A 24768-nucleotide genomic window follows, 5' to 3' on the forward strand; every position below is an offset into this window, starting at 1 on the left:
CCGCAAGGGTGGTTAGGACAGGGTTGTGCTTCATGCACTGGCTTTTAACACACTGTTGAGTTCTCAAGAAACGGACGCGTACACCCGACCAACCGGACCCGTTCGGGCCGACCACCAGGGGCGTTCCATTTTGTATTCTTTTTGCTCTTTCGTTGTGCCTTTATTCTTTCAGCCCCGCTTTTTCGTGTCAAACCGGCCTGTTTCAAGTCGGTCGATTCGATCTCACGGTGCTTCTGGAATTCCGGCCGCTCCGTTTCCGGAGCCACCCCTTGAACTTACCAGCCTCTGAGCGGCTCTGCGAACCGGCTCTGGAACCATGGGTTTCAAAGGGAGGGACGGTGGACACGACACAAGCCATACGGAGGTCACCGAAGTGATTTGAGTGGTTTGCGCCGGACCCCGCCGACATCAAAAGATTAGCAGCCCTCACGGACCGCTCGAGACGTAACGCCGAACCTCACGACCATATTCCCCGGACGGATGACCCGGCTCGGTCACATCCACAGCCTCCGCCAACCGCTCCCGGTACAACCACCGGCCTCACGACCGTATTCCCCGGACGGATGACCCGGCTCGGTCACACCCACAGCCTCCGCCAACCGCTCCCGGTACAACCACCGGCCTCGCGACCGTATTCCTCCTCGAACGGAGGACCGGACCGGGTTCGCACCCGCCAGCCTCCATCGGCCGCTCCAGGTGCAACGGCCGACCCCACGACCGTATTCCCCTGACGGGGACGGCGGCCCTGGGCCCTTCAGACGAGGATCCCGAGCACCCCCGAGGATCCCGAGCACCCCGGGGACACCGCCCCTCGCCCCTCCCTGCCCCGGGTCCTCACACCGAGCCGGCGGACGTACCGCACGATCGATCCACCGGGCAGGACGGACCCGGCCGGACGGACGGACCCGAACAGGCACCGGCGGAAACATAGACTCGGCCGGGTGAGCAGCCAGATGCCGCCGACGGCGAAAAAGGTTCCCAGCGAGCGCGTGCACCACGAAGACACCGTGGTCGACGACTACGCGTGGCTGACGGTCAAGGACGACCCGGATGTGGTGGCCTACCTGGAGGCGGAGAACGCCTACACGCAGGAGGCGACCGCCCACCTCAAGCCCCTTCAGGAGACGCTCTTCCAGGAGATCAAGGGGCGCACCCTGGAGACGGACCTCTCGGTCCCCACCCGCAAGGGCGGCTGGTGGTACTACTCCCGCACCGAGGAGGGCAAGCAGTACGGCATCCAGTGCCGGGTGGCGGCGGACGGTGAGACCCCTCCGGAGCTCAAGGCGGACGAACCCCTCCCGGGCGAGGAGATCCTGCTCGACGGCAACGAGCTCGCCGGCGACTCCGACTTCTTCTCGATCGGGACCAGCTCGGTCAGCCCCGACGGCACCCTGATGGCGTACTCCACCAACTTCACCGGCGACGAGCGCTTCACCCTCAGGGTGAAGAACCTCCTCACCGGTGAGACGCTGCCCGACGAGATCCCCGGCATCTTCTACGGCGGAGCCTGGTCGGCCGACGGCACGAGCTTCTTCTACACGACGGTCGACGACGCGTGGCGGCCCAACCAGGTCCACCGGCACGCGATCGGGAGCCCCGCCGCCGACGACGTCCTCGTCCACGAGGAGACCGACGAGCGGTTCTGGGTCGGCATCGGGCTCAGCCGCAGCGAGCGCTACCTGATCCTCTCCGCCGGAAGCAAGATCACCAGTGAGGTGCGCCTGCTGGAGGCCGATGACCCCGCCGGGGAGTTCCGCGTCGTGCGTCCCCGGGAGACCGGCGTGGAGTACGGCGTCGATCACGCGGGCGACCACTTCCTGGTCCTGCACAACCGGGAGGCGGAGAACTTCGAGCTGGCCACCGCGCCGCTCGACGCCCCCGGCGACTGGACGCCGCTGATCCCGCACCGGGCCGACACCCGGCTGCTCGACGTGGACGCCTTCGAGGGCCACACCGTCGTGCACTTCCGCCGCAGCGGCCAGACCGGCATCCGGATCCTGCCCCGCTCCGGGGAGCCGTACGAGATCCCCTTCCCCGAGCCGATCTACGACGTGGCCCCGTCGGGCAACGCGGAGTTCGTCACCGGGCGGCTGCGGCTCGGCTACACCAGCATGATCACCCCGCCGTCGGTCTACGACTACGACCTCGGCGCGGGCGAGCTGGTCCTGCTGAAGCGCAAGACGGTGCTCGGCGGGTACGACCCCGACGACTACGAGCAGTTCCGCGAGTGGGCGACCGCTCCGGACGGCACCCAGGTGCCCATCTCGATCGTCCTCAGGAAGGGCACCGAGCGCCCGGCCCCCACCGTGCTCTACGGCTACGGCAGCTACGAGATCTCGATCGACCCCTCGTTCTCGATCGCCCGGCTCAGCCTGCTCGACCGGGGCCTCGTCTTCGCCGTCGCGCACGTCAGGGGCGGCGGCGAGATGGGCCGTCACTGGTACGAGAACGGCAAGTTCACCAAGAAGAAGAACACCTTCACCGACTTCGTCGCCGCAGCCGAGCATCTCAAGGCCGCGGGCTGGTCCGGGCCCGTGGTCGCCAGGGGCGGGTCGGCGGGCGGGCTGCTGATGGGCGCGGTCGCCAACCTGGCGCCGGAGACGTTCGCCGGTGTGGTGGCGGAGGTGCCGTTCGTGGACGCGCTGAACACGATCCTGGACCCGTCGCTGCCGCTGACCGTGATCGAGTGGGACGAGTGGGGCGACCCGCTGCACGATCCCGAGGTGTACGCGTACATGAGGTCGTACACGCCGTACGAGAACGTCGACGACCGGGTCTACCCGCCCATCCTGGCGATCACCAGCCTCAACGACACCCGGGTGTTCTACCACGAGCCCGCCAAGTGGATCGCGAAGCTCCGCGATGTCGCGCGCGGCGGGCCTTTCCTGCTCAAGACGGAGATGGGCGCCGGGCACGGCGGCCGGAGCGGCAGGTACGACGCCTGGCGCGAAGAGGCGTTCACCCTCTCCTGGATCCTCGACACGGCCAAGGCGGACCGATGACGTACATCGCGGCGAACGACAGGTACGACGACCGGCAGCCGTACAACAGGGTCGGCAAGAGCGGGCTCAGGCTCCCGGCCGTCTCCCTGGGGCTCTGGCACAACTTCGGCGACGACAAGCCCTTCGAGACCCAGCGGGCGATTCTGCGCAGGGCCTTCGACCTGGGGGTGACCCACTTCGACCTGGCCAACAACTACGGCCCGCCCCCCGGGTCGGCCGAGACCAACTTCGGCCGGCACCTGCGCGAGGACTTCGCGCCGTACCGGGACGAGCTGGTCATCTCCACCAAGGCGGGCTACGACATGTGGCCCGGCCCGTACGGCGAGTGGGGGTCGCGCAAGTACCTGCTCTCCAGCCTGGACCGGTCGCTGCAGCGGATGGGGCTGGAGTACGTCGACATCTTCTACAGCCACCGGTTCGACCCGGACACGCCGCTGGAGGAGACGATGGGCGCGCTGGACCACGCGGTCCGGTCCGGCAAGGCGCTGTACGCGGGCATCTCGTCGTACTCGCCCGAGCACACCGCCGAGGCGGCGCGGCTGCTGCGGGAGATGGGCACGCCGCTGCTGATCCACCAGCCGTCGTACTCGATGCTGAACCGCTGGATCGAGGGCGGGCTGCTCGACGTGCTGGAGGAGGAGGGCGTGGGCTGCATCGCGTTCTCCCCGCTGGCGCAGGGCATGCTGACCGATCGTTACCTGAACGGCGTCCCCGAGGGGTCGCGGGCCTCGCAGGGACGTTTCCTCACCCCGGAGATGCTCACCGAGGAGACGATGCGGCACGTCCGCACCCTGAACGGGATCGCGAGCGGGCGCGGCCAGTCGCTGGCGCAGATGGCGCTGGCGTGGGCGCTGCGCGACCGGCGCGTCACGTCGGTGCTGATCGGCGCGAGCAGTGTCTCCCAGCTGGAGGACAGCCTGGCGGCGGTGGAGAACCTCTCGTTCAAGGCCGACGAGCTGGCGGCCATCGACAAGGACGCGGTCGAGGCGGGCGTCAACCTCTGGGCCAGGTCCAGCGAGGCCTGATCCACCCGGCACCCCGGCGGTCCGTACGGGCCACCGGGGTGCCGGGTGGATCCGGGATCCACATGGGTCCGCGGTCCGCATGGATCCGGGGTCCGCATGGGCCCGGGATCCGTGCGGCCCGTCGGATCCGTGCGGGTCGCCTGAGGTCAGCGGGGCGGGGTCACAGGGCCCCGTGCCGTTGCAGGTAGGTGAAGGAGGCCCAGCCCGGCAGCACCGGCAGCCAGAAGGTCAGCAGCCGGAACAGCAGCACGGCCGGGGTGGCGACCTCGGCGGGCAGGCCGGAGAGGGTCAGGCCGACCGAGAGGGAGAACTCGACGGCGCCGAGACCGCCCGGGGTGGGGGCGGCCGAGCCGATGGCGTTCCCGGCCAGGAAGACGATGGCGACGGCGGCGATGTTGAGGGAGCCGCCGAAGGCGCGTACCGAGGCGTCCAGGCAGATCACGAAGAACACGGTGAGCAGCAGGGTGCCGCCGAAGCCCTCGGCGATCTTCGCGGGCGACTGCAGGACGTCCAGCAGCCGCGGGATGACGCCGGAGAACAGCGAGCGGAGCCGCGAGGTGATCATGCGGCGCAGGCGCGGCACGCTCACCACGGCCACCACCAGCACGGCCACCGCGAGCAACGCGATCACGAGCGTGCGCGACGGGGTGAACGACGAGGCCGTGTTGGAACCGGTGATGTAGGCGAACAGCAGGAGCAGCATGATGTGGAAGACCAGCCCGATGAGCTGGGAGGCGCCCACACTGGCCACCGCCTGCCCGAGCGGGATGCCGCGTTTCTGCAGGTAGCGGCTGTTGATCGCGACACCGCTCACCGCGGCGGGCGCGACGAGCTTGACGAACGACCCGGCGAACTGGACCAGCACGGTACGGCCGAGGGGCAGCTTCTCCGGGACGAAGCCCTTGAGCATCAGGGCGGCGGCGACATAGCTCAGCATCGCGGCGACCAGCGCCACCCCGGTCCAGCTCCACTTGGCCGACGTGATCATGTTGAGGTTGATCTGCGTCAGGTAGTAGACCAGGAAGTACGCGGCGAACGCGGTGGCGATGATGGTGATCAGCGTCCGGGGGCGGAAGCGCTCCAGGCGGACCTCGTCGGCCTCGGCTCTCGGCCTGAGTTCCACGATCTGCTCGCGGATCTCGGTGAGCAGCCCCCTGTTCTTGTTGAGCGCGGTCCTGGTCTCGCGGGTCAGCGCGATCCGCTGGAGCAGCGGGAGGGCGTCGGCGAGCACGCCGGGACCGGCCCCGGCCGCTGCGGCCTCGACGGCCCTGCGGGCTCCGACGCGGAGGCTGAGGTAGGTGAGCAGCTGGGCGATGTCGAGACGGAGCAGCAGGTCACCCGCGGCGATCTCACCGCTGCGGGCGTCCATCAGGACGACCCGGCCCTCGGCGTCGACGTGGATGCTGTCGCCGGTCAGCCGGCGGTGGGCGAGCCGCTGGACCTGGAGCAGCAGGACCTGCTCCCAGATCTGGGCCAGCAGGTTGTCGTCGATCTCGTCGTCGGGGATGTCGTCGAGCGCGCGGGTGGGGGTGTGCTCGTAGGCGAGCAGCGCGGCCTCGCTGCCGATCTCGCTGGTGCCCAGCAGCCGGGGGGTGCTCGCCCCGGCGGCCTGCGCCGCGTACGCCATGAGGGCCTCGCGCTCCAGCTCGGCGCGGAGCGAGCGGATGGCCTTGCGGCGGGTCTCGGAGTTGAGGCGGAGGCGCCGCCAGAGGCGGTAGAGGACCCCGGCGACCTGGCGGTCCCGGTCCAGGACGGTGACGTCGAGGCGGCTGCCGTTCTTCAGCTCGACGGCGTAGCGACGGCTGCTCTGGTGGTCGTCGTCGAGCCGGTGGGCCCTGACCGGGGAGAAGCCCAGCTTGCGGAGCGCGGAGACGACCGCGCTGCCCGGGGGGCGGGTGTTGGGGCTGCCCACGCCGTACAGGGTGGCGTAGCCGACGGCCAGGCCGACCAGGATGGAGACGACGATGCCCAGGATGGTCGCGGCGAGCCCGGCGAACAGGGCGACGGCGTTGAGCGCGACCGCGCTCCACAGGGCCGCGCGCCAGGTGGGGCGGCGGGAGATGCGCACCGCGGTGACGTAGGCGATGATCGGGGTCAGCAGCGTGTCGACCGGCTCCACGCCCTCCCGGTTGCCGGTCAGCAGCAGCCGCAGGTCCTCGGGGCCGGCGTTGACGATCCACTCGCCGAGCACGTACGAGAGCACCATGGCGGCGATGGCGGCGAAGAGGCCCTCGGCCACCCGGAGCCCGTCACGGTGGAACACCCGTTCGATGGCGAAGGCCACGGGAACGCCCAGCATCGCCGAGGCGCTCAGCACCCCGGCCAGGCCGCTGAGCAGGAAGGGCGCCCGGTTGGTGCCGTCGGCGACGTCACCCTCCAGCCCGTTCAGGGTCTTCTTGGCGACCAGGGCGAGCAGGATCACCGCGACGAGCGCGAGCAGGGTCGCCAGGAAGCGCAGCAGGTCCGAGGGCCGCCGGATCCGCTGTGGGAGCAGCGGCTCGACCACGCGCACGACGGTATCGCCGTCCGGCACCGGCGGTGTCCCGCCGGTGGACGTCGTCTCGTCCAGCTCCTTGATTTCCGTCACCGCCAGCGATTCTGCATGGTCCGCATCACAGGTGCGTCACCGATCTACTCCTTCAGTGTCCACAATCGTGGCCTTGCGCGTCGCAGTGGCCTCCGAGGGCCCGTGACGGCCGTGAACGCCTCCGCCTCCATCCTGGGCCCCCAGATCGGGAAACGCGTCGTGCCGCGACGCCGGTCGTCGTCCCGGCCGGCGACCGGGCAGGGCCGGGCTGGGCCGGCCGGGCGGACGACGGGAAGGCGGCCCCGGGGACCGTGGAGCAAGGGTCGCGCGCCGCCGAGACGCCGGTCACGGCGAACGAGGGAACAGTGGACGACGGCGCGATGAACGACGAAACGGTGGCGTCGTGCCGGCGAAGCGGTGGCCGACCGGGCCGGGTGCGCGGGCGGCACCCGGTGCGGCCGCGGCGGCACCCCGGCGCGGCCGCGGCGTCCGGGAAGCGCCGGAACGCCACCGGAACACCAGGGAATCCCCGCGCGAGGCCAGCGGGGCACCAGGGAACCCCCGCGAAGGCCGCCGGAACATCAGGGAAGGCCAGGGAACGCCGTCGGCGTGCCGGAGATCGGTCTACGGTTGTCCCCCGCCCGTCCGGTGGCAGGGCCGGCCGTCCGGTTCACGGAAGCCCGAGCCCCGGATCCTGAGCCCCGGACCGTCAGCTCCACGTTCCCGGCCCCGGGCTCTGGTCCCAGGCCGGCGGCCCAGGGCTCGCGGCTCGGGGCTTGGGGCCCAGCGCTCGGGGCTCGGGGCTCGGGGCTCGGGGCTCGGGGCAGGAAGATCAGACGAACACAGCGTACCTGTCACAGATGGAGAATTGACCCTCCTAGCTGCGGAAACGCTGGATTTAACGGGTGACGGCCTGAAAGGCTGACGGTCTGTTCCGTCGCCCGCCGACGGCCCGTGCGGGCGTGTCCAAGGAACGGGAACTCCCCTTCGCGGCCGTGTCCCCCCTCGTCCGTGGAGCGAGGCTCCCGTCGTGACTCCGCCCCGCCGGGCCGGGAGAAGGGCGGCCGCTCGTTCCACGCAGAGGAGTCCCGCATGAGCGCACGTGCCCCCGGGGGGATGCCGGTCGCGATCCTCGCGGCCGCGGTCATGGCCCTGTCCACCGTCTCCGCCGTACCCGCCGCCGCGGCGCCCGCCGTCCCGGCACCCGCCGCGACGCCCCTGCCGCCGGGCGCGGAGACGTTCGGGAAATCGATCAAGATCGCGTCCGTCCGGCGGCACCTGGAGAGGTTCCAGAGCATCGCCGACGCCGCCGGTGGTGTCCGGGCCGCGGCCACGCCCGGGTACGACGCCTCGGCCGACTACGTCGCGGACAGGTTGCGCGCCGCCGGTTACCGGGTGACCACGCAGGAGTTCAAGATCTCCTTCTTCCAGGAGCGGACGACGCCCGTGCTGCGCCGGGTCTCGCCCACCACCGCGACGTACGAGCCCGGTGTCCAGTTCAGGACCATGACGTACTCCGGTTCGGGGAAGGTGACCGCGCCGGTGCGGGGAGTCGACCTGACCCTGCCGCCGAGCAGGACACCGAGCTCGACCTCCGGGTGTGAGGCGAGTGACTTCGCCGGGTTCGTCCGGGGTCACATCGCGCTGATGCAGCGCGGCACCTGCAGCTTCCAGGTCAAGGCGGAGCTGGCCCAGGCGGCCGGCGCCTCCGCGGTGATCATCTTCAACGAGGGCCAGATCGGCGAGGGCACCGCCGACCGCAGGCCGCTGATCAACGGCTCGCTCAACGCCTCGTCGGTGACCATCCCGGCGCTCGGCGCCGACTTCGCCACGGGCGCGGCGCTGGCGGCGCGCGGCACGACCGTGTCGCTCTCGGTGGACGCCGAGAGCGCCCCCGACCGCAGGACCCACAACGTCATCGCCGAGTCCCGTCACGGTGACCCGGACAGGGTGGTCATGCTCGGCGCGCACCTGGACAGCGTCGCGGCGGGCCCGGGCATCAACGACAACGGCTCCGGCAGCGCGGCCGTGCTGGAGACGGCGCTGGCGGCGGCCCCGCTGCGGACGCGGAACCGGCTGCGCTTCGCCTTCTGGGGGGCCGAGGAGCTGGGGCTGCTGGGGTCGAAGCACTACGTGGCCGCCCTCCCGCCCGCGGAGAGGGCGAAGATCAGGCTCTACCTGAACTTCGACATGATCGCCTCACCGAACCACGTCTTCGGGATCTACGACGGGGACTCCTCGGATCCGGACAGCGAGTCCAGGCCGCCCGCGGGGTCGGCCCAGATCGAGCAGCTCTTCGAGGCGTACTTCAAGGCGGTCGGGCAGCCCTACCAGGACTCCGAGTTCACCGGCCGGTCCGACTACGGGCCGTTCATCGCGGTCGGCATCCCGTCGGGCGGGCTCTTCACCGGGGCCGAGGGCATCAAGTCTCCCGAGGAGGCGGTGAAGTTCGGCGGCGTCGCGGGCACGGCCTACGACAAGTGCTACCACCAGGCGTGCGACACCATCGCCAACATCGGCGACCTGGCGCTGGCGGTGAACACCGGGGCGATCGCGGCCGCGGCGTTCAGCTACGCCTACGCCCGCGACCTGCCCGGCGGGGACACCGCCGGCTCCTTCGGGACCGGCGGGCCGAGGACGAGCGGGCCGAGGACCGGCGCGCCCGGGACGGACGGGCCGAGGGTCGGTGCCGACAGAGCCGGTGGCGACAGGATCGGCGAGTGGTGGTGGGGCGGCCGGCAGCAGGGCTCGCCGAGGACGGGCGGTGGCGGGCTGAGGGGCGGCCACGACCACGCCCATGACGCTCACGCCCACGCCCACGGTCACGCCGGCGTTCTGGGGTGACGTGTGCCGTTCCGGGCGGCGGCGTTACAGTCGGGACATGTCGTCAGGCGAATTGCGAGTGCTGGGGGCGTGCCCGCTGGACTGCCCCGACACCTGTTCCTGGGTGGTGACCGTCCGGGACGGCCGGGCCGTCACGTTGCGCGGCAACGCCGAGCACCCCTACACCCGCGGCGCGCTCTGCGTGAAGGTGAACCGCTACCTGGAGCACGCCGCGGCGTCCGACCGCATCCTGTACCCGATGCGGCGGACCGGCCCCAAGGGCTCCGGCAGGTTCGAGCGGATCGGCTGGGACGAGGCCCTGGAGGAGATCTCCGTACGGCTGCGCGACATCATCGAGCGCCACGGCGGCGAGGCCATCTGGCCCTACGCGGGCACCGGCACGCTGGGCTACCTCCAGGGGACGGAGGGGATCGCGGGCCGGCGCCTGTGGAACGTGCTGGGGGCCTCCAGGCACTACCTGAACATCTGCTCCTCGGCCGGCAACACCGGGCTGGAGCAGGTCTACGGCACGCCCGGCGGCATGGACCCGGAGACGTTCGCCGACTCCCGGCTGATCCTGCTGTGGGGCACGAACACGCTGACCAGCGGGCACCACCTGTGGAAGTTCATCCAGGACGGCCGCGCGGCCGGGGCGTACGTGGTGGCGATCGACCCGATCCGCACCCGTACCGCGGAGCAGGCCGACGAGCACCTGCCGATCCGGCCCGGCACCGACGCCGCCCTCGCCCTGGGACTGCTGAACGTGGTCCTGGCCGAGGGCGCCGAGGACCGCGACTTCCTGGAGAACCACACCAGCGGCTGGGAGGACTTCCGCGCGGAGATCCTCCGCCACCCCCCGGCGCGGGTGGCGGAGATCACCGGGCTGGACGAGGCCGACATCCTGGCCCTGGGCCGGCGGCTGGCCCACACCCGGCCCACCGGCATCCGGGCCACCATGGGGATACAGCGGCACGCGGGCGGCGGCACGGCCGTGCGCACGATCGCCTCCATCCCCGGCGTGACCGGCGACTGGCGCCGTCCGGGCGGCGGGATCGCGTACTCCACCAGCGGGCACCTGCACCTGAACATCGACACCCGCGAGGACCTGCTGGCCCGGCCGGTCCGCACGCTCACCATGACCCGGCTGGCCGACGAGCTGGACGAGTCGGTGAAGTGCCTGTGGGTGTACGCGGCCAACCCGATGTCCTCCTCCTCCGACCAGAACCGGATCCGCGAGAGGCTGCTGCGCGAGGACCTGTTCACGGTGGTGATGGAGCAGTTCCCGACCGACACCGTCGACCACGCCGACATCGTGCTCCCGGCCACCATGCAGATCGAGCACGCCGACCTGCACGCGGGCTACGGCCACATGTACCTGGCGTGGAACGAGCCCGCGGTCGCGCCGCCCGGCGAGTGCCTGTCCACCACCGAGACGTTCCGCCGTCTGGCGCGGCACATGGGGCTCACCGAGCCGTCCCTGTACGACTCCGACCTGGAGCTGGCCGAGCAGCTGCTCTCCTCGGGCCACCCGTCGCTGGACGGGATCACGGTCGACCGGCTGCGCAAGGAGGGCTGGGTCCGGCTGAACGTGCCCCGGCCCTTCGTGCCGTTCGCCGACGGCTTCCCGACGCCCTCGGGCCGGATGCGGTTCGCCCCTGGACCGGCCTACGTCCCCCCGCGGACGGCCTCGGCCGCGCCCGGGCCGTATCCGCTGGCGCTCGTCACGCCCGCCTCGCACACCTTCCTCAACTCCACGTTCGGCAACAACCCCGAGCTGCTGCGGCGCTCGAAGGGCCCGCGGGTCCTGGTCAACCCCGAGGACGCCTCGCGGCGGGGGCTGAGCGACGGGCAGCGGGCCCGGGTCTTCAACGACGAGGGCGCGTTCGAGGCGGTCGTCGAGATCAGCGAGAGGGTACGGCCCGGCGTGGTCGCGTCCACCAAGGGGCACTGGCGCAAGCTGAGCCCGGGGGGTGCCACGGCGAACGCCGTGGTGGGCGCGCGCGACGCCGACATGGGACGCGGCGCCGTCTACCACGACAACCTCGTCGAGATCGGCCCCTGCGACGCGGGGTGACGGCACCGCGTCCCGGCAGGGGTGTGCGTGATCTCCGCAGGCCTCGGGCGTGGGGGGCACGACCGTCAAGGCACGGCCGCGAGCAGGGGGGCACGTCCTTCAAGGCGCGGCCGCGAGCGTAGGGGGCGCGACCCTCGGAGCACGGCCGCGAGCGTGGGGGGCACGCCCGTCAGGGGAAGGGCCGGGGCGTCCCCGAGGTCAGCTCAGGGAGAGCTTGTACCCCTGGTGAGAGGCCACGAAGCCGAGGGAGTCGTAGAACCGATGGGCGTCGGTGCGGCTCTTGTCGGTGGTGAGCTGGACCAGGGCGCAGCCACGGGCGCGAGCGCGGTCGAGGGCCCATTCCATCATCGTGCGGCCCAGTCCCCGTCCCCGCAGGCCGGAGGCGATCCTGACCGCCTCGATCTGCATCCGGAGCGCGCCGCGACGGGAGATGCCGGGGATGTAGGTGAGCTGCATGGTGCCCACGACCTCGCCGTCCAGCTCGGCGACGATCAGCTCGTTGCCAGGGTCGGCGTCGATCAGCTCGAAGGCGGCGCGGTGCTCGTCGCCGAAGGCGCCCTGACGGCCGGCCGCGACGACGTCGTCGGCGAGCATGGCCACGATGATCGGGACGTCCTCGGCACGGGCGATACGGAATTCCACCGGCATGACGATCAATCTATCCGGAGCCGCGGAACCTCCCGCACGGCGCCCGGACCACGTCCCCGGCTCCCGCGCGGGCATCCCGGTCGCGTCATCGCCTCCCGCGCGGACGCCCCGGTCGCGTCATCGCCCTTCGCGGAGGTCCCGGTCGCGTCATCGGTACGGGCGGCGTCCCCGACCCGGTGACCCCGGGAACAACCAGGGTCGCTCCCCGATGTGAACACAGGGACACGACAGGCACTCTGATGGCATGAACGACGAACTGACTCGACGTGACGAGATGTCCCTCGCCGGAGCGGCGCTGCGCGGCGCTCCCTGGAAGACCGCCGCGGTGGCCGGTGGCGCGCTGGCGGTCACCAGCTTCGGGGTGAGCGTACTGGGCGGAGGGGACAGCCTGGCCTGGTCCCTGGCGGTCGGCATCGGCCTGTTCTCGCTCATCGCGGCCATCGGCGCGATCAGCAAGCCCGCGGTCGGGGACCGGGTGACCCGGCAGGCCCGCCTGTGGGCGCTGCGCCACCCCTGGAGATTCTCGCTCTACCCCGCCCTCGGCGCCGCGACGCTCCTGTACCCGGTGCAGCTCATCCTCGACGGCGAGGGCGTGTTCGGCGCGGCGCTGGACGCCCTCCAGGGCGGCCTGGCGGTCTACCTGATCACGGCGGTCCTGGCCGTCGCCCTCAAGGGACGCGGCCGGCGGTCGCTGCCGGACGGTCGCTGAACCGTACGGCCGCGGCCTCGACGGTGACCCGCGCGGCCCCTCGGGGCCCGCGGGGTCCCGCGGCGCGACCGGTCGTGGACCCCGCCCGGTGCCCGGTACGGGTCTTTTGTGGTCCTCGACGCCGGTCGCCGTGGTGCCCGGCGCTATCTCCTCTCGTGTTCGGCGCGGCAGACGCAGAACTCGTTGCCCTCGGGGTCGAGCATCGTCACCCAGCCGCTGCCGTCGGGCTTGCGCAGGTCGTCGAAGATCGTGGCGCCGAGTCCGAGCAGGCGCTCGACCTCCTTCTCCCGGGTGCTGTCCGGCGAGGCCGTGACGTCCAGGTGAAGGCGGTTCTTGACCGTCTTGCCCTCGGGAACCGTCATGAACAGAAGATTCAGCGTGTCGCCCTGGAGGAGGAACTCGTCGTCCTCGTCCTCGTCCGTCTCGGGGTGGAACCGCAGGCCGAGGGCGTCGCGCCAGAAGGTCGCCACCTCGTAGGGCCGGGCGCAGTCGAATGTCACATAGTGAACCTCAATCATGGGCCCACCCAAGCCGTCACCACCAAAGCCGTCAAGCAGGTTTTCGCCTGCTCTACCGGGGGTCCGGCCCGGACACAGGCTCCCGATCCGGCCCGGACACAGGCTCCCACCAGAGGGTGAACCACCGGTCGCGGGGAACCGGCCACATGTCCAGCTCGACGACCGCGGCGATGACCTCGTCGGCGCGCTCGCGGCCGAGACACAGCCTCCGGCAGGCGCTCTCGGCGAGATCCTCCAGCCGGTCGAAGCGGGGCAGCGGGGCCGGGCGCGACTCGTGGCGGACCCGGTGGCCCAGCCCTTCGGCGACGGCGATCACGTCGTGGGCGGTGGGCCGCAGCGGGCGGGTGATGCCGTGGAAACGCCGCCACAGGGGGTTGAGCCAGCTCATCGGGTGCCGTTCGGTGAGCTCCAGCACCACCCGGCGGCGGGCGTGACCGGTGAGCGCCGCCAGGAAGGCGGCCAGGTCCGGCACGTTGTAGACGACGTGGGCGGCGACGGCGACGTCCGCCACCGGGGTCCGGTCCGCGACGTCGGGCCAGCGGCCCCGTACGGTCCGCGCCGGGACGCCCAGCGCGGCGGCCCGGGAGGCCAGGTCGGCGAGCATCTCGCCGGAGACGTCGACCGCGATCAGCTCTCCCAGCGCGGGGGCGAGCGGCAGTGAGGCCGCGCCGGTCCCGGCGCCCACGTCCAGCATGCTCCCGCCCGGCGGCAGCGCCTCGCCCGCCCTGGCCAGGGTCGGCCCCCCGGGAGCCGCGAGGGCACGGTCGGTACGCCCGGCGAACCGGGCCACCGAGTGCCCCCAGGGGTCGGCCGGCGCCCTGGCCGCGATCTCCTCGGGGATGTTCCACCGCTCCAGGTCGGCCCGCCACCGCTCGTCCATGCGGGGAGCCTACGAGAACGCGGCGGGGCTCGCGGCCCCGCCCGGGCCGCAGCTGACGTTCTCGGGAAATGACGTGATGCACGTCCTACCTTGGACTGTTTTCTAGGGGTTACTCGCGGGTAGCATTACCGGTAACGTTACCGGTGAGTACGTGAGTTCCGGTTCCCCCGGTTTCAAGGAGAAGACCCCATGGGCCACTACAAGAGCAATGTCCGTGACCTGGAGTTCAACCTCTTCGAGGTCTTCGGGCGCCGGGACGTTCTGGGCACCGGCCTTTTCGCCGACCTGGACGAGGACGTGGTGCGGAGCATCCTGAAGGAGGTCGACCGCCTCGCCACCGGGGTGCTCGCCGACTCCTTCGAGGAGGGTGACCGCACGCCCCCGGTGTTCGACCCCAAGACCGCGACGGTGACGATGCCGGAGGGCTTCAAGAAGTCCTTCGCCGCCTACCGCGACGCCGGTTGGACCAACCTCGGGCTCCCCGCCGAGCTGGGCGGCCCCGGACTGCCCAGCAGCGTGAACTGGGCCCTGGCCGAGATGGTCCTCGGCGCCAACCCCGCCGTGTGGATGTACTCCAGCGGCCCCGCCTTCGCCCACGTGCTGCACACCATCGGCACCGAGGAGCAGAGGCGCTACGCCGAGCTGGCCATCGAGAACCAGTGGGGCGCCACCATGGTGCTCACCGAGCCTGACGCCGGCTCCGACGTGGGCGCCGGGCGCGCCAAGGCCGTGCGGCAGGACGACGGCACCTGGCACATCGAGGGCGTCAAGCGCTTCATCACCAGCGCCGAGCACGACCTTTCCGACAACATCTTCCACCTGGTGCTGGCCCGCCCCGAGGGGCACGGCGTCGGCACCAAGGGGCTGTCGATGTTCCTGGTCTCGAAGTACCACGTGGACCTGGAGACCGGCGAGCTCGGCGAGCGCAACGGCGTCTACGTCACCAACGTCGAGAAGAAGATGGGCCTGAAGGTCTCCACGACCTGCGAACTCACCTTCGGCGGCGAGCACCCGGCTGTGGGCACGCTGGTCGGCGAGGTGCACGAGGGCATCAAGCAGATGTTCATGATCATCGAGCACGCCCGGATGATGGTCGGCTCCAAGGCGATCGCCACCCTCTCCACCGGCTACCTCAACGCGCTGGCCTACGCCAAGGAGCGGGTGCAGGGCGCCGACCTCACCCAGATGGCCGACAAGGCCGCGCCGCGGGTGACCATCACCCACCACCCGGACGTACGCCGGGAGCTGATGCTCCAGAAGTCCTACGCCGAGGGCATGCGGGCCCTGGTCATGCTCACCGCCACCTACCAGGACGACGTGCTGATCGCCGAGCACGAGGGCCGCAGGGACCCGCACGCCGAGGCCATGAACGACCTGCTGCTCCCGCTGGTCAAGGGCGTGGGCTCGGAGCGCTCGTACGAGATGCTGTCGCGGTCGCTGCAGACCCTGGGCGGCTCGGGCTACCTGCAGGACTACCCGATCGAGCAGTACATCAGGGACGCCAAGATCGACTCCCTGTACGAGGGCACCACCGCGATCCAGGGCCTGGACCTGTTCTTCCGCAAGGTCCTGCGCAACCAGGGGGCCGCCCTCGGCTCGCTGCACGCGGACATCACGGCCTTCGCCGCCTCCGAGGCGGGCAACGGGCGCCTCAAGGCCGAGCGCGCACTGCTGGCCGAGGCCGCGAACGAGGTCAAGGCGATGGCCGACACCATGGCCGGCTGGGCGCTGGGCTCGCTGGAGGTGCCCACCGAGGTCTACAAGGTCGGGCTCAACACCACCCGGTTCCTGCTCGCCCTGGGCGACGTGGTGATCGCCTGGCTGCTGCTGCGCCAGGCCGAGGTGGCGCTGACCGCCCTGGGGTCCTCCGCCGAGGCGCCGGGTTCGGCCGGTGGACGGGGTGACGTCGCCTTCTACACGGGCAAGGTCGCCGCGGCCTCCTTCTTCGCCCAGAGCGTCCTGCCCCGCATCGCGGCCGAGCGCCGCACGCTGGAGGCCACCGACCAGAGCCTGATGGAGCTGCCCGAAGAGGCCTTCTGACCCCGGCCGTCACCGGCCACGACACCGGCCGCCGACGGCAGACGCCGACCGCACCGACCGCACCGACCGCACCGACCGCACCGACCGCACCGACCGGCCGACCCTCGGACGTCCCTGACGGCACAGGTCGGCACAGGCCGGTCCCCGCGGCCGTGGTGTGCGTGACGAGGGGCCGGTCCCGTTCCGACGGGACCGGCCCCTCGTTCTTCTTCTCACCCGTACGGCCCCCGGAGCGTTCTCCCGGAAACCCGACAGGGCTCGGGCGTTGACATCGCCCTCGGTTATTCTCATACTGAGATTGTCTCAACTTGAGAAGGACGTGCGATGAACGAATCCGAGTTCCTGGCCGGCTACGACCCGCGGGACTACCCCGCGGTGGCCGTGACGGTCGACGTGGTGGCGCTCACCATCCGCGGGGGCGGGCTGCGCGTCCTGCTGGTCCGGCGGGGCGAGCAGCCCCACGCGGGACGGTGGTCGCTGCCCGGGGGCTTCATCCGGCCGGACGAGGACCTGCCCCAGGCCGCGGCGCGGGAGCTGGCCGAGGAGACCGGGCTGTCCGACCGGGTGCACATCGAGCAGCTCGCCAGCTACGGCGCGCCCGGCCGGGACCCGCGGATGAGGGTCGTGTCGATCTCCTACCTCGCCTTCGCTCCGGACCTGCCCGACCCCCGGGCCGGTACGGACGCCTCCGACGCCGCCTGGCACCCCGTCGACAAGGTGCCCGAGCTCGCCTTCGACCACGGCCGGATCCTGGACCACGGCCTGGAACGGGCCCGCGGGAAGCTGGAGTACACCCCGCTGGCCACCGCCTTCGCCGGTGACACGTTCACCATCTCCGAGCTGCGCGGCGTCTACGAGACGGTCTGGGGCGTGCCGCTGCACGCGGGCAACTTCCACCGCAAGATCCTGTCGGTGCCCGGCTTCGTGGAGAGCACCGGCGAGACCACCGAGAGCGGCGGCGCCAGGGGCGGCCCGCGGGCCAAGCTCTACCGAGCCGGGGACGCCCGGCTCCTGCACCCCGCGCTGCTGCGGCCCGCCAGGGAGGAGACGATCAGATGACCACCACGGCCGAGGCGATCGCGCTGGTGACCGCCGCCCGCACGCCCGGCGACCTGTTCGACGGGCCGTCCCCGCACCGGGTCTACCGCACCCTGGCCCGGCTGCTCCACCCCGACCTGGCCCCCGGGGCCGAGGCCGCCGAGGCGTTCACCCGGCTGGCGGAGCTCTGGGCGGCCCGGGGCGGGGCGCCCGAAACGGTGATCACGACCGGACGGGGGTCCTACCGTCTCGGCGGCGTCCTGTGGCACGGCGCCACGGCCGTGCTCTACCGGAGCGGGCCCGACACACTGCTCAAGATCCCGCGCAGTCACGCCGACAACGACCTCATGCGCCGCGAGGCCGACGCCCTGGAGACGATCGGCCGGGACGGCGACCCGCTGCTCCTGCCGTACGTGCCCCGGCTGGTGGAGTCGTTCCGGCACCGCTCGGGCGGGGTCGAACGGCAGGCCAACGTGATCAGCCGGGTGCCGGACGGTTTCGTGAGCCTGGACGAGATCGCCCGGCGGCGACCGGTGCTCGACGCGCGGGACGTGGCCTGGATCTGGCGGCGGCTGCTGGTCGCCGTCGGCGCGGCCCACCGGGCGGGGGTGGTGCACGGCGCGGTGTTCGGGCACCACGTGCTCGTCCACCCCGTCGACCACGGCCTGGTGCTCGTCGACTGGAGCCAGTCGGTCCCGACCGGCACGCCGGTCACCGCCCTGGTGGCCCGGCACCGCGACGACTACCCGCCCGAGGTCATGGCCAGAAGGCCCGCGACCCCGGCGCTCGACATCCAGCTCGCCACCCGGTGCGTGGCCGCCCTCATGGGCGACCGCGCCCCCGTCCCGATCCGGCGCTTCGTCCGGGGAAGCCTGCTCGCCCCTCCGGACGACGCCTGGCGGCTCCTGGCCGAGCTGGACGACCTGCTCGACGACCTCTACGGACCGCGGACGTACCGGCCACTGCGCCTGTGACCGTCCCGTCCGACCCGGCCGGTCCGCCCGGTGCGTGCCGGGCCGGCCCGCGCCCGGACGGCCCCCGCCGCCCCGGTCGTGCCCGTGATCGCCGGGCTCTCAGAACGTTCCACCCCCGATGCAAGGAGATCCCCCGTGGGAAGCGGAATCTGGTCCACCGACGTCTACTCCGCCGCGGCGAGCTACCGCGCCGCCAAGGGCGCGAGCGCCTTCGCGCACACCGACAGCGGTGCCCGCTCGACGCACCCCGACCTCGACCCGCACGGGGTGACGGCCCGCGAGAGCCGCGACTCCGCCGAGCACCCCGCCTCCCTGGCCGTGGCCGTGCTGTTCGACGTGACCGGCTCGATGGGCGGGGTGCCCCGCCGCCTGCAGACCAGGCTGCCCGACCTGCTCGGGTTGCTGCTCCGCAAGGGCTACGCGACCGACCCGCAGATCCTCTTCGGCGCGATCGGCGACGCCACCTGCGACCGGGCACCGCTCCAGGTCGGCCAGTTCGAGTCCGACAACAGGATGGACGAGCACCTGGGGAAGATCCTGCTGGAGGGCGGGGGCGGCGGCCAGATGCGCGAGTCGTACGAGCTGGCGATGTACTTCATGGCCAGGCACACCTCGATCGACTGCTTCGAGAAGCGGGGCCGCCGCGGCTACCTGTTCATCATCGGCGACGAGATGCCGTACGCGCACGTCAAGCGGCGCGAGGTCGAGAAGGTGGTCGGCGAGCGGATCGAGCGGGACATCCCGATCAAGGAGATGATCGCCGAGCTGACCAGGACCTACGACGTGTACTACATCGTCCCCGCCGGGGCGAGCCACGCCGGGAACGGCGGGGTGCTGGCCGCCTGGCGTGACCTGCTCGGCCAGAACGTGCTGGAGCTGGACGACCTGGACGCCGTCTCCGAGACCATCGCGCTCACCGTCGGCCTCGGCGAGGACGCCATCGACCTGCGGGAGGGGCTGGACGACCTGGAGGAGATCGGCTCGACCGCCGGGACCGCCGTGGGCAAGGCCCTGGCCAGGCTCGACCGCGGCACGCTCGTGGTCGCCGACGGGCTCGACCTGGGAGGCGACAGCGGCGTGCTGCGGCTCTGAGAGGCGCCACCCGCCGCGCGGCGGCCACCGCGAGCACCGCGGCGGGGAGCGCCACCACGAAGGGAGAGGGTCCCGCGGGGAACGCCCGCGGGACCCGGCCCGGCCGTCCCCGGCCGGGTGGAAGACGGACCGAGCCGTCCCCGGCCGGGTGGAAGACGGCCCGGCCGGACGAACCGGCCGGGACGGGCCGGCCGAGAGGACGAGGCCACCGGGGACGACACGGCCGGGACACGACCCGGCCGGACGGACCGCCGGTGGCGACGATGGCGACGAACGGGTGATCGTATGGACGAGCATGTGATCGTGACCGACCTCGGTTACGGCGACGCGGGCAAGGGGACGGTCGTCGACTGGCTCTGCGAGCGCGGGCCCGTCCAGGCCGTGGTCAGGTTCAACGGGGGCGCGCAGGCCGGGCACAACGTGGTCCTGCCCGACGGGCGGCACCACACGTTCGCGCAGTTCGGGTCGGGCACGTTCAGGGGGGTGCCGACCCACCTGTCCCGCCTGACGGTCGTGGACCCCCTGGCGCTGGCCCGGGAGGCCGCCCACCTGGCCGGCCTGGGCGTCCCCGACCCGCTCACCCTGCTCACCGTGGACCGCGACGCCCTGCTCGCCACCCCGTACCACGTGGAGGCCGGGCGGGCCAGGGAGCTGGCGCGCGGCGAGGACCGGCACGGGTCGTGCGGCATGGGCGTCGGCGAGACCATGGCCTACGCCCTCGCGCACCCGGATCTGGCGCCGACCGCGGGCGACTGCGAGGAACCGGCCCGGCTGACCCGCAAGCTGCACGCCCTGCGCGAGGCGCTGGGGGTGACCGGGCCGGACGTGGAGGACTGCGTCGCGGCCTTCCGGGCGTTCGCCGAACGGGTGATCCTGGTCGGTTCCTCCTTCGTGACCGCCCTGCTGCGCAGGCGGCCGGTGGTCTTCGAGGGCGCGCAGGGCGTGCTGCTCGACGAGTGGCACGGCTTCCACCCATACACCACCTGGAGCACGACGACCTTCGCGGGCGCGCTGGAGCTGCTCGGCGGGGCGCCCGCGCTGCGGCTGGGCGTGCTGCGGACCTACACCCCCCGGCACGGTCCGGGACCGCTGGTGACCGAGGACCCCGCCCTGGCGCTCCCCGAGGCCCACAACGGCACCGGCCCCTGGCAGGGGCCCTTCAGGACCGGCCACTTCGATGCGGTGGCCCACCGCTACGCGCTCGCGGCCGCCGGTGGCGCCGACGCCCTGGCCCTCACCCACCTGGACGCGCCGGTGTCGCGGATGTGCGTCTCGTACGACATCGGCGAACTGCCGGTCGGCGCGCCCGGCGATCTGGACCGGCAGGCCCGGCTGACCGCCCGGCTCTCCGGGGCCCGGCCGCGCTACACCGACGGGATCGACGACTGGCCCTCGGCCGTGACGGAGGCCCTGGGAGTCCCGGTGTGGCTGGGATCGGCCGGGCCCACCGCCGCGGACAAGGTCGTTCTGAGTGGTGTCATCGCGCGCGGAAGGGTATGACCATTTCCGTACGCTCCCTTTGCCTGGCGAACGGCCTTATCCGGAGGAATTCATGGGTGTCGGGATCAGCATCTTCTTTCTCACGCTCGGCGCCATCCTCCGTTTCGCCATCGAACCCGACGTCCTCGGCGAGTCGGTGCACATCGACGTGATCGGCCTGATCTTCATGATCGTCGGCGCCGTCGGGGTCGTGCTGAGCGTCGTGATGGCCCCCAGGCGCGGCCAGACGTCCGACAACCGCCTGATGCACCGGGAGAACAACCCGCCGGAGGCCTAGACGCGCCGTCCCGGCGGGCCGGTGACGCGGCGGGCCGGTGACGCGGCCGGTCCCCCTACACCTCGAACTGGACCGCCGCGCGGGTGGCCATGATCGGCTTGATGTGCTCGGCGATCACGGCCTGGTGCAGCGGGTGGTCGCGGTAGGCGAGGAAGTCGTCGACGCCGTCGAAGTCCGCGACGATCGCGAACTGGTGGTTGCCGGGGCTCACGCCCGCGTCGGCACCGAGGGTGTAGGCACGGATCTCCGGGATGGCCGCGGGCAGCTTTCCGAGTTCCTCCGCGACCCTGGCCCTCTGCTCGCCGGTGGACTCCTCGGCCCAGGTGAACAGCACGACATGCCGGAACATGATCTTCCCTTCGGTTGGGTGCCCGGCCAGCGTACGGCCACGCGTGCCCCGATCCGGCGGCGGGACGGGGTGAGCGGGCGGACGGCGCGACCGTGTTGTGATCCACGTCACGTTCCCGGCCGGGCGCGAACCCGCGGCGGTCCTTGCGGCTACCCACGGGGTGATCCCGGACGACAGGGGTCACCACAGGTGCACGGGCCCGCAGGGCCCTGACAAGGGAGTCGCCGTGAACAAGAGAATGATCGCCGCGATCGCCGGAACGGCCCTGGCCGCCGGGGTGCTCGGGCCGGGCGCGCCCTCCGCGCTCGCCGGTGACGCGACGGGCACGACGAGCACGGTCGGCACGACGGGCACGACAGGCACGACGGGCACGACGGGCCGGGTCACCGCCGAGACGGTCGCGGCCCGGCCCCCGAAGGGAGCCAGGGCGGTCGTCCGGGTCAGCCCCAACCCCACCGCCAGGCGGGGACAGAAGGTGAGGATCACCGGCCACTGCGGCGGGGGCAGGGGGCTCGGCGCCGTGCTCAGCGGGTTCGGTGACAGGCCGGTGCTGGAGAACGTCCGCATCGTCGACGCCGACCCGAAGGGCTTCGTGGCGGAGGCGACCCTCTCCCGCACGATCGGCAACGGTGTCGGCCCCGTGTTCGTCGACTGCGGCGGCGAGGCGGGCGTGACCCTCCTGGTCACCCACGTCTGACCCGAGCCTTCCTCCGGGGCGGTGGAGCCCGGCGCCGCGCCGGAAAGGGCTTGAAAGGGCCGGGACCGGAAACGAGCCAGGACCGGAAACGAGCCGGGAAAAGGCCGAGTCCGGGAAAGGGTGGGGACAAGCCGGGGACGGGCCGGGAAGGGGCCGAGTCCGGGAAAGGGTGGGGACAAGCCGGGGACGGGCCGGGAAGGGGTCGAGGACAAGCCGGGGATGGGGAGGGGAAAAGCCGAGGGCGGGCCAGGGGACGGACCCCTCCAGGGTGGCCCGTCCCCGGCCCGCCCGCACCCCTCGGTACGGGCGGTCCCCTCAGCCCGGGCGGGCCATCGACCGGCGCGCCGCGGACCTGATCCTTATCCGGCCGGAGCGGCGCGGCACGGGTTCGAGCACGACCTGCCGGGCGCCCTCGGGGACGGACCTGAGGTCATGGGTGATCAGGATCGTCGTGCGACCGCTCATGAGCCTGTTGAGCGGTTCCATGATCCGTGCCGCGGTGAGCGTGTCGAGCCCCGTCATCGGCTCGTCGAGGACGAGCACGGGGGCGTCGCGCAGGATCGCCCTGGCGATGGCGATCCGCTGGCGCTGCCCGCCGGACATCAACCGGCCCCGCTGCCCGATCGGCGTCTCGTACCCCAGCGGAAGCGTGCCGACGAAGTCGTGCACGTCGGCCAGGACGGCGGCCCGGACGATGTCGTCCAGGTCGGCGCCGGGGCTGCCGTAGGCGATGTTCTCGCGTACGGTCCCGGAGAAGAGCAGGTTCTCCTGCTGCAGGATCGTGACGTTGTCGCGGAGCGACTCCCGGGTCAGGTCCCGGATGTCGGTCCCGTCGAGCAGGATGCGCCCGGCGGTGGGGTCGTAGAAACGGAGCAGGAGCTTGGCGAGCGTGGACTTGCCCACGCCGCTGGGCCCGGTGCACACGACCAGTTCCCCGGGTTCGACGGTGAACGACAGGTCCCGCAGCGTGGGCCTCGTCCGGTTCGGGTAGGTGAAGCCGACCCCCTGGAACTCGATCCTGCCCTCGCTGCGCCGGGCCAGGTGGACGGCGCCCTCGCGGTCGGCGACGGCCGGCCGGGTCCGCAGGATCTCGATGACCCGGTCCGAGCCCGCCGCCGCCTCGGAGACGGTGAGGGCGATCTGCCCCAGGCTCTGCACGGCCGGGTAGAGGTAGGCGAGGTAGGCCGCGAAGGCGAGCAGCCCGCCGATGGTGAGACGGCCCGAGGCGATCTCCCACGCGCCGAATCCGAGGATGGCGATCAGGCAGACGGTCTCGATGACCTGCACGACGGGTCCGTACAGCGAGGACAGCCACGCCTGCGCCACGTTGGCCCGCAGCCAGGTGCGGCCCTCGGAGTGCAGCCGCTCCGCCTCGGCGTCCTGGCGGTTGTAGGACTGGACCAGCGACTGGTTGGACAGGCTCTCCTCGATGACGCTGTTCATGGCCCCGTTGCTGAGCCGCTCGCGGGCGGCGGCCGTCCTGAACCTGCTCGCGAAGATCTTCGAGACCACCAGGAACGCCGGGACCAGCAGGAACGTCAGCAGCGCCAGGTCCCAGCGGACGTAGAAGGCGGCCGCGGAGAAGAAGACGACGCTGGCGAGCGTGGTGAAGAGCTTGACCAGCCCGGACCCGACCAGCTCCTCGATCGCCTCGATGTCGTCGGTGAGCCTGGCCATCAGGTCACCGAGACGGCGGTTGTCGAAGAAGTCGGGCGTGAGGGTCTGGACGTGCCGGAACACCCTGTCGCGCAGCCGCAGCAGGAAGCGCTCGCCGCCCACGGACGTGAGGTAGGCGCCCGCGAACGACACCAGTCCCGACACCGCCGCCAGGCCGAGCCAGCCGAGGGCGGGCATCCAGAACGCCCCCAGGTCCTGCCTGCTCAGCACCTCGTCGACGATGAATCCGAACAGGCCGATCGTGACGACCTCGCACACGGCCGCGACGATCGCGAGCACGCAGCCGGCCACGAGGAACCGGCGGATGCCATGGGTCTGCGGCCAGAACTCACGGAAGGTCCTGCGGATGGAGACCACCGGCGTCTCGGGAGGCCTGCGGACGACGGCCCTCGCCCCGGCGGGCGAGGGCGACTCAGAGAATGAGAACCGACGGTTCACCCGTCGGCTCTCATGTGTTTCAGCTAGCACCGAATTCTGCTAGCACCGTTTCCGGCTACCACCACCAGCCGCCGCCCCCGCCACCGCCGCAGCCACATCCGCAACGACGACGGCGACGGCAGCAACAGCCGCCCCAGTGCAGAGACCGGTTGGTCGGGAAGAGCTGCATGAAACTCATGTGCTTCCCCTTTCGTGCTAGGTTGTCGCACTTTCCATCAACGACGCTAGCACCTATAGCGAGACAAATCACTAAATCCGAGATGCATTATGGATGTTTTAACAAATGACGCGACAAAGCTTCGAAACGCGCTGTTCGTAAAGTCCGGCAAAAGATCCACGGCTTCTCCGGCAGGCCCCACCGGCCCAGGAAGCCGCAGCTTAAAGCTTGATCCAGAGGACGGAAAAGGAGGTTTCCGAATTACCGCGGAAGCGACCCCCATCCGTCGTCCGGAACGGCGCCGGTCCCCGGCGAACGGCTCA

The 24768-nt window shown here is 71.6% G+C and carries 18 protein-coding genes; 12 read left to right on the forward strand and 6 right to left on the reverse strand.

Features of this window, described 5'->3' with window-relative positions:
- Positions 1-941 precede the first annotated feature (941 nt).
- Together ACIBCT_RS17130 and mgrA are read left to right on the forward strand one after the other, a co-directional pair.
- On the forward strand, positions 942-3002 hold the full coding sequence (locus ACIBCT_RS17130) for a S9 family peptidase (RefSeq protein ID WP_399189451.1): 2061 nt from the start codon (positions 942-944) through the stop codon (positions 3000-3002).
- Positions 2999-4027 (forward strand): L-glyceraldehyde 3-phosphate reductase, encoded by a 1029-nt coding sequence (gene mgrA, locus ACIBCT_RS17135; RefSeq protein WP_399189453.1) that lies wholly within the window; start codon positions 2999-3001, stop codon positions 4025-4027. Before ACIBCT_RS17130 ends, mgrA begins: the two co-directional genes overlap by 4 nt.
- 160 nt (positions 4028-4187) lie before the next feature.
- Here mgrA and ACIBCT_RS17140 read toward each other — a convergent pair whose 3' ends face one another.
- Positions 4188-6614, reverse strand: coding sequence for a YbhN family protein (locus tag ACIBCT_RS17140; protein WP_399189455.1), 2427 nt, complete (start codon positions 6612-6614; stop codon positions 4188-4190).
- 1032 nt (positions 6615-7646) lie between these two features.
- On the opposite strand from ACIBCT_RS17140, the gene ACIBCT_RS17145 reads away from it, so the two are divergent.
- On the forward strand, positions 7647-9398 hold the full coding sequence (locus ACIBCT_RS17145) for a M20/M25/M40 family metallo-hydrolase (RefSeq protein ID WP_399189457.1): 1752 nt from the start codon (positions 7647-7649) through the stop codon (positions 9396-9398).
- A gap of 37 nt (positions 9399-9435) precedes the next feature.
- On the forward strand, positions 9436-11451 hold the full coding sequence (locus ACIBCT_RS17150; RefSeq protein WP_399189459.1) for a molybdopterin-dependent oxidoreductase: 2016 nt from the start codon (positions 9436-9438) through the stop codon (positions 11449-11451).
- A 198-nt stretch (positions 11452-11649) separates the two neighbouring features.
- Here the strand turns inward: ACIBCT_RS17150 and ACIBCT_RS17155 are convergent, their stop codons facing one another.
- The gene (locus ACIBCT_RS17155; protein ID WP_399189461.1) at positions 11650-12099 is read right to left on the reverse strand and encodes a GNAT family N-acetyltransferase; all 450 of its coding nucleotides are present in this window, start codon (positions 12097-12099) and stop codon (positions 11650-11652) included.
- A 244-nt stretch (positions 12100-12343) separates the two neighbouring features.
- On the opposite strand from ACIBCT_RS17155, the gene ACIBCT_RS17160 reads away from it, so the two are divergent.
- A complete protein-coding gene (locus tag ACIBCT_RS17160) occupies positions 12344-12808 on the forward strand; it encodes a hypothetical protein (RefSeq protein ID WP_399189463.1) in 465 nt (154 codons plus the stop codon).
- A gap of 143 nt (positions 12809-12951) precedes the next feature.
- On the opposite strand, the gene ACIBCT_RS17165 is transcribed toward ACIBCT_RS17160, so the two are convergent.
- Together ACIBCT_RS17165 and ACIBCT_RS17170 are read right to left on the reverse strand one after the other, a co-directional pair.
- Positions 12952-13308: a VOC family protein gene (locus ACIBCT_RS17165; protein WP_399189466.1), complete on the reverse strand. Its 357-nt coding sequence runs from the start codon at positions 13306-13308 to the stop codon at positions 12952-12954.
- A gap of 70 nt (positions 13309-13378) precedes the next feature.
- Positions 13379-14206 carry a class I SAM-dependent methyltransferase gene (locus ACIBCT_RS17170; protein ID WP_399189468.1) on the reverse strand — a complete coding sequence of 276 codons (828 nt, stop codon included), beginning with the start codon at positions 14204-14206 and terminating at the stop codon, positions 13379-13381.
- 189 nt (positions 14207-14395) lie between these two features.
- Here ACIBCT_RS17170 and ACIBCT_RS17175 point away from each other — a divergent pair, with 189 nt between their 5' ends.
- From ACIBCT_RS17175 to ACIBCT_RS17200, 6 genes are all read left to right on the forward strand, one after another.
- Entirely contained in the window at positions 14396-16246 is a 1851-nt protein-coding gene (locus tag ACIBCT_RS17175) for an acyl-CoA dehydrogenase (RefSeq protein ID WP_399189470.1), read from the forward strand.
- A 324-nt stretch (positions 16247-16570) separates the two neighbouring features.
- A complete protein-coding gene (locus tag ACIBCT_RS17180; RefSeq protein ID WP_344899764.1) occupies positions 16571-17305 on the forward strand; it encodes an NUDIX domain-containing protein in 735 nt (244 codons plus the stop codon).
- Positions 17302-18258 (forward strand): lipopolysaccharide kinase InaA family protein, encoded by a 957-nt coding sequence (locus ACIBCT_RS17185; RefSeq protein WP_399189472.1) that lies wholly within the window; start codon positions 17302-17304, stop codon positions 18256-18258. Before ACIBCT_RS17180 ends, ACIBCT_RS17185 begins: the two co-directional genes overlap by 4 nt.
- 135 nt (positions 18259-18393) lie before the next feature.
- Positions 18394-19350 carry a hypothetical protein gene (locus tag ACIBCT_RS17190; protein ID WP_399189475.1) on the forward strand — a complete coding sequence of 319 codons (957 nt, stop codon included), beginning with the start codon at positions 18394-18396 and terminating at the stop codon, positions 19348-19350.
- A 285-nt stretch (positions 19351-19635) separates the two neighbouring features.
- Positions 19636-20850 carry an adenylosuccinate synthetase gene (locus ACIBCT_RS17195; RefSeq protein WP_399189477.1) on the forward strand — a complete coding sequence of 405 codons (1215 nt, stop codon included), beginning with the start codon at positions 19636-19638 and terminating at the stop codon, positions 20848-20850.
- Between the two features lie 52 nt (positions 20851-20902).
- On the forward strand, positions 20903-21127 hold the full coding sequence (locus ACIBCT_RS17200; protein ID WP_399189480.1) for a DUF6458 family protein: 225 nt from the start codon (positions 20903-20905) through the stop codon (positions 21125-21127).
- A 55-nt stretch (positions 21128-21182) separates the two neighbouring features.
- Here the strand turns inward: ACIBCT_RS17200 and ACIBCT_RS17205 are convergent, their stop codons facing one another.
- Positions 21183-21476, reverse strand: coding sequence for a Dabb family protein (locus ACIBCT_RS17205; RefSeq protein ID WP_399189482.1), 294 nt, complete (start codon positions 21474-21476; stop codon positions 21183-21185).
- Between the two features lie 226 nt (positions 21477-21702).
- On the opposite strand from ACIBCT_RS17205, the gene ACIBCT_RS17210 reads away from it, so the two are divergent.
- Positions 21703-22173, forward strand: coding sequence for a hypothetical protein (locus ACIBCT_RS17210; RefSeq protein WP_399189484.1), 471 nt, complete (start codon positions 21703-21705; stop codon positions 22171-22173).
- Between the two features lie 315 nt (positions 22174-22488).
- On the opposite strand, the gene ACIBCT_RS17215 is transcribed toward ACIBCT_RS17210, so the two are convergent.
- Positions 22489-24207: an ABC transporter ATP-binding protein gene (locus tag ACIBCT_RS17215; protein WP_399189486.1), complete on the reverse strand. Its 1719-nt coding sequence runs from the start codon at positions 24205-24207 to the stop codon at positions 22489-22491.
- Positions 24208-24768 lie beyond the last annotated feature (561 nt).

It is taken from the genome of Streptosporangium sp. NPDC050855 (assembly GCF_044456585.1).
GTDB classification, from domain to species: Bacteria; Actinomycetota; Actinomycetes; order Streptosporangiales; family Streptosporangiaceae; genus Streptosporangium; species Streptosporangium longisporum.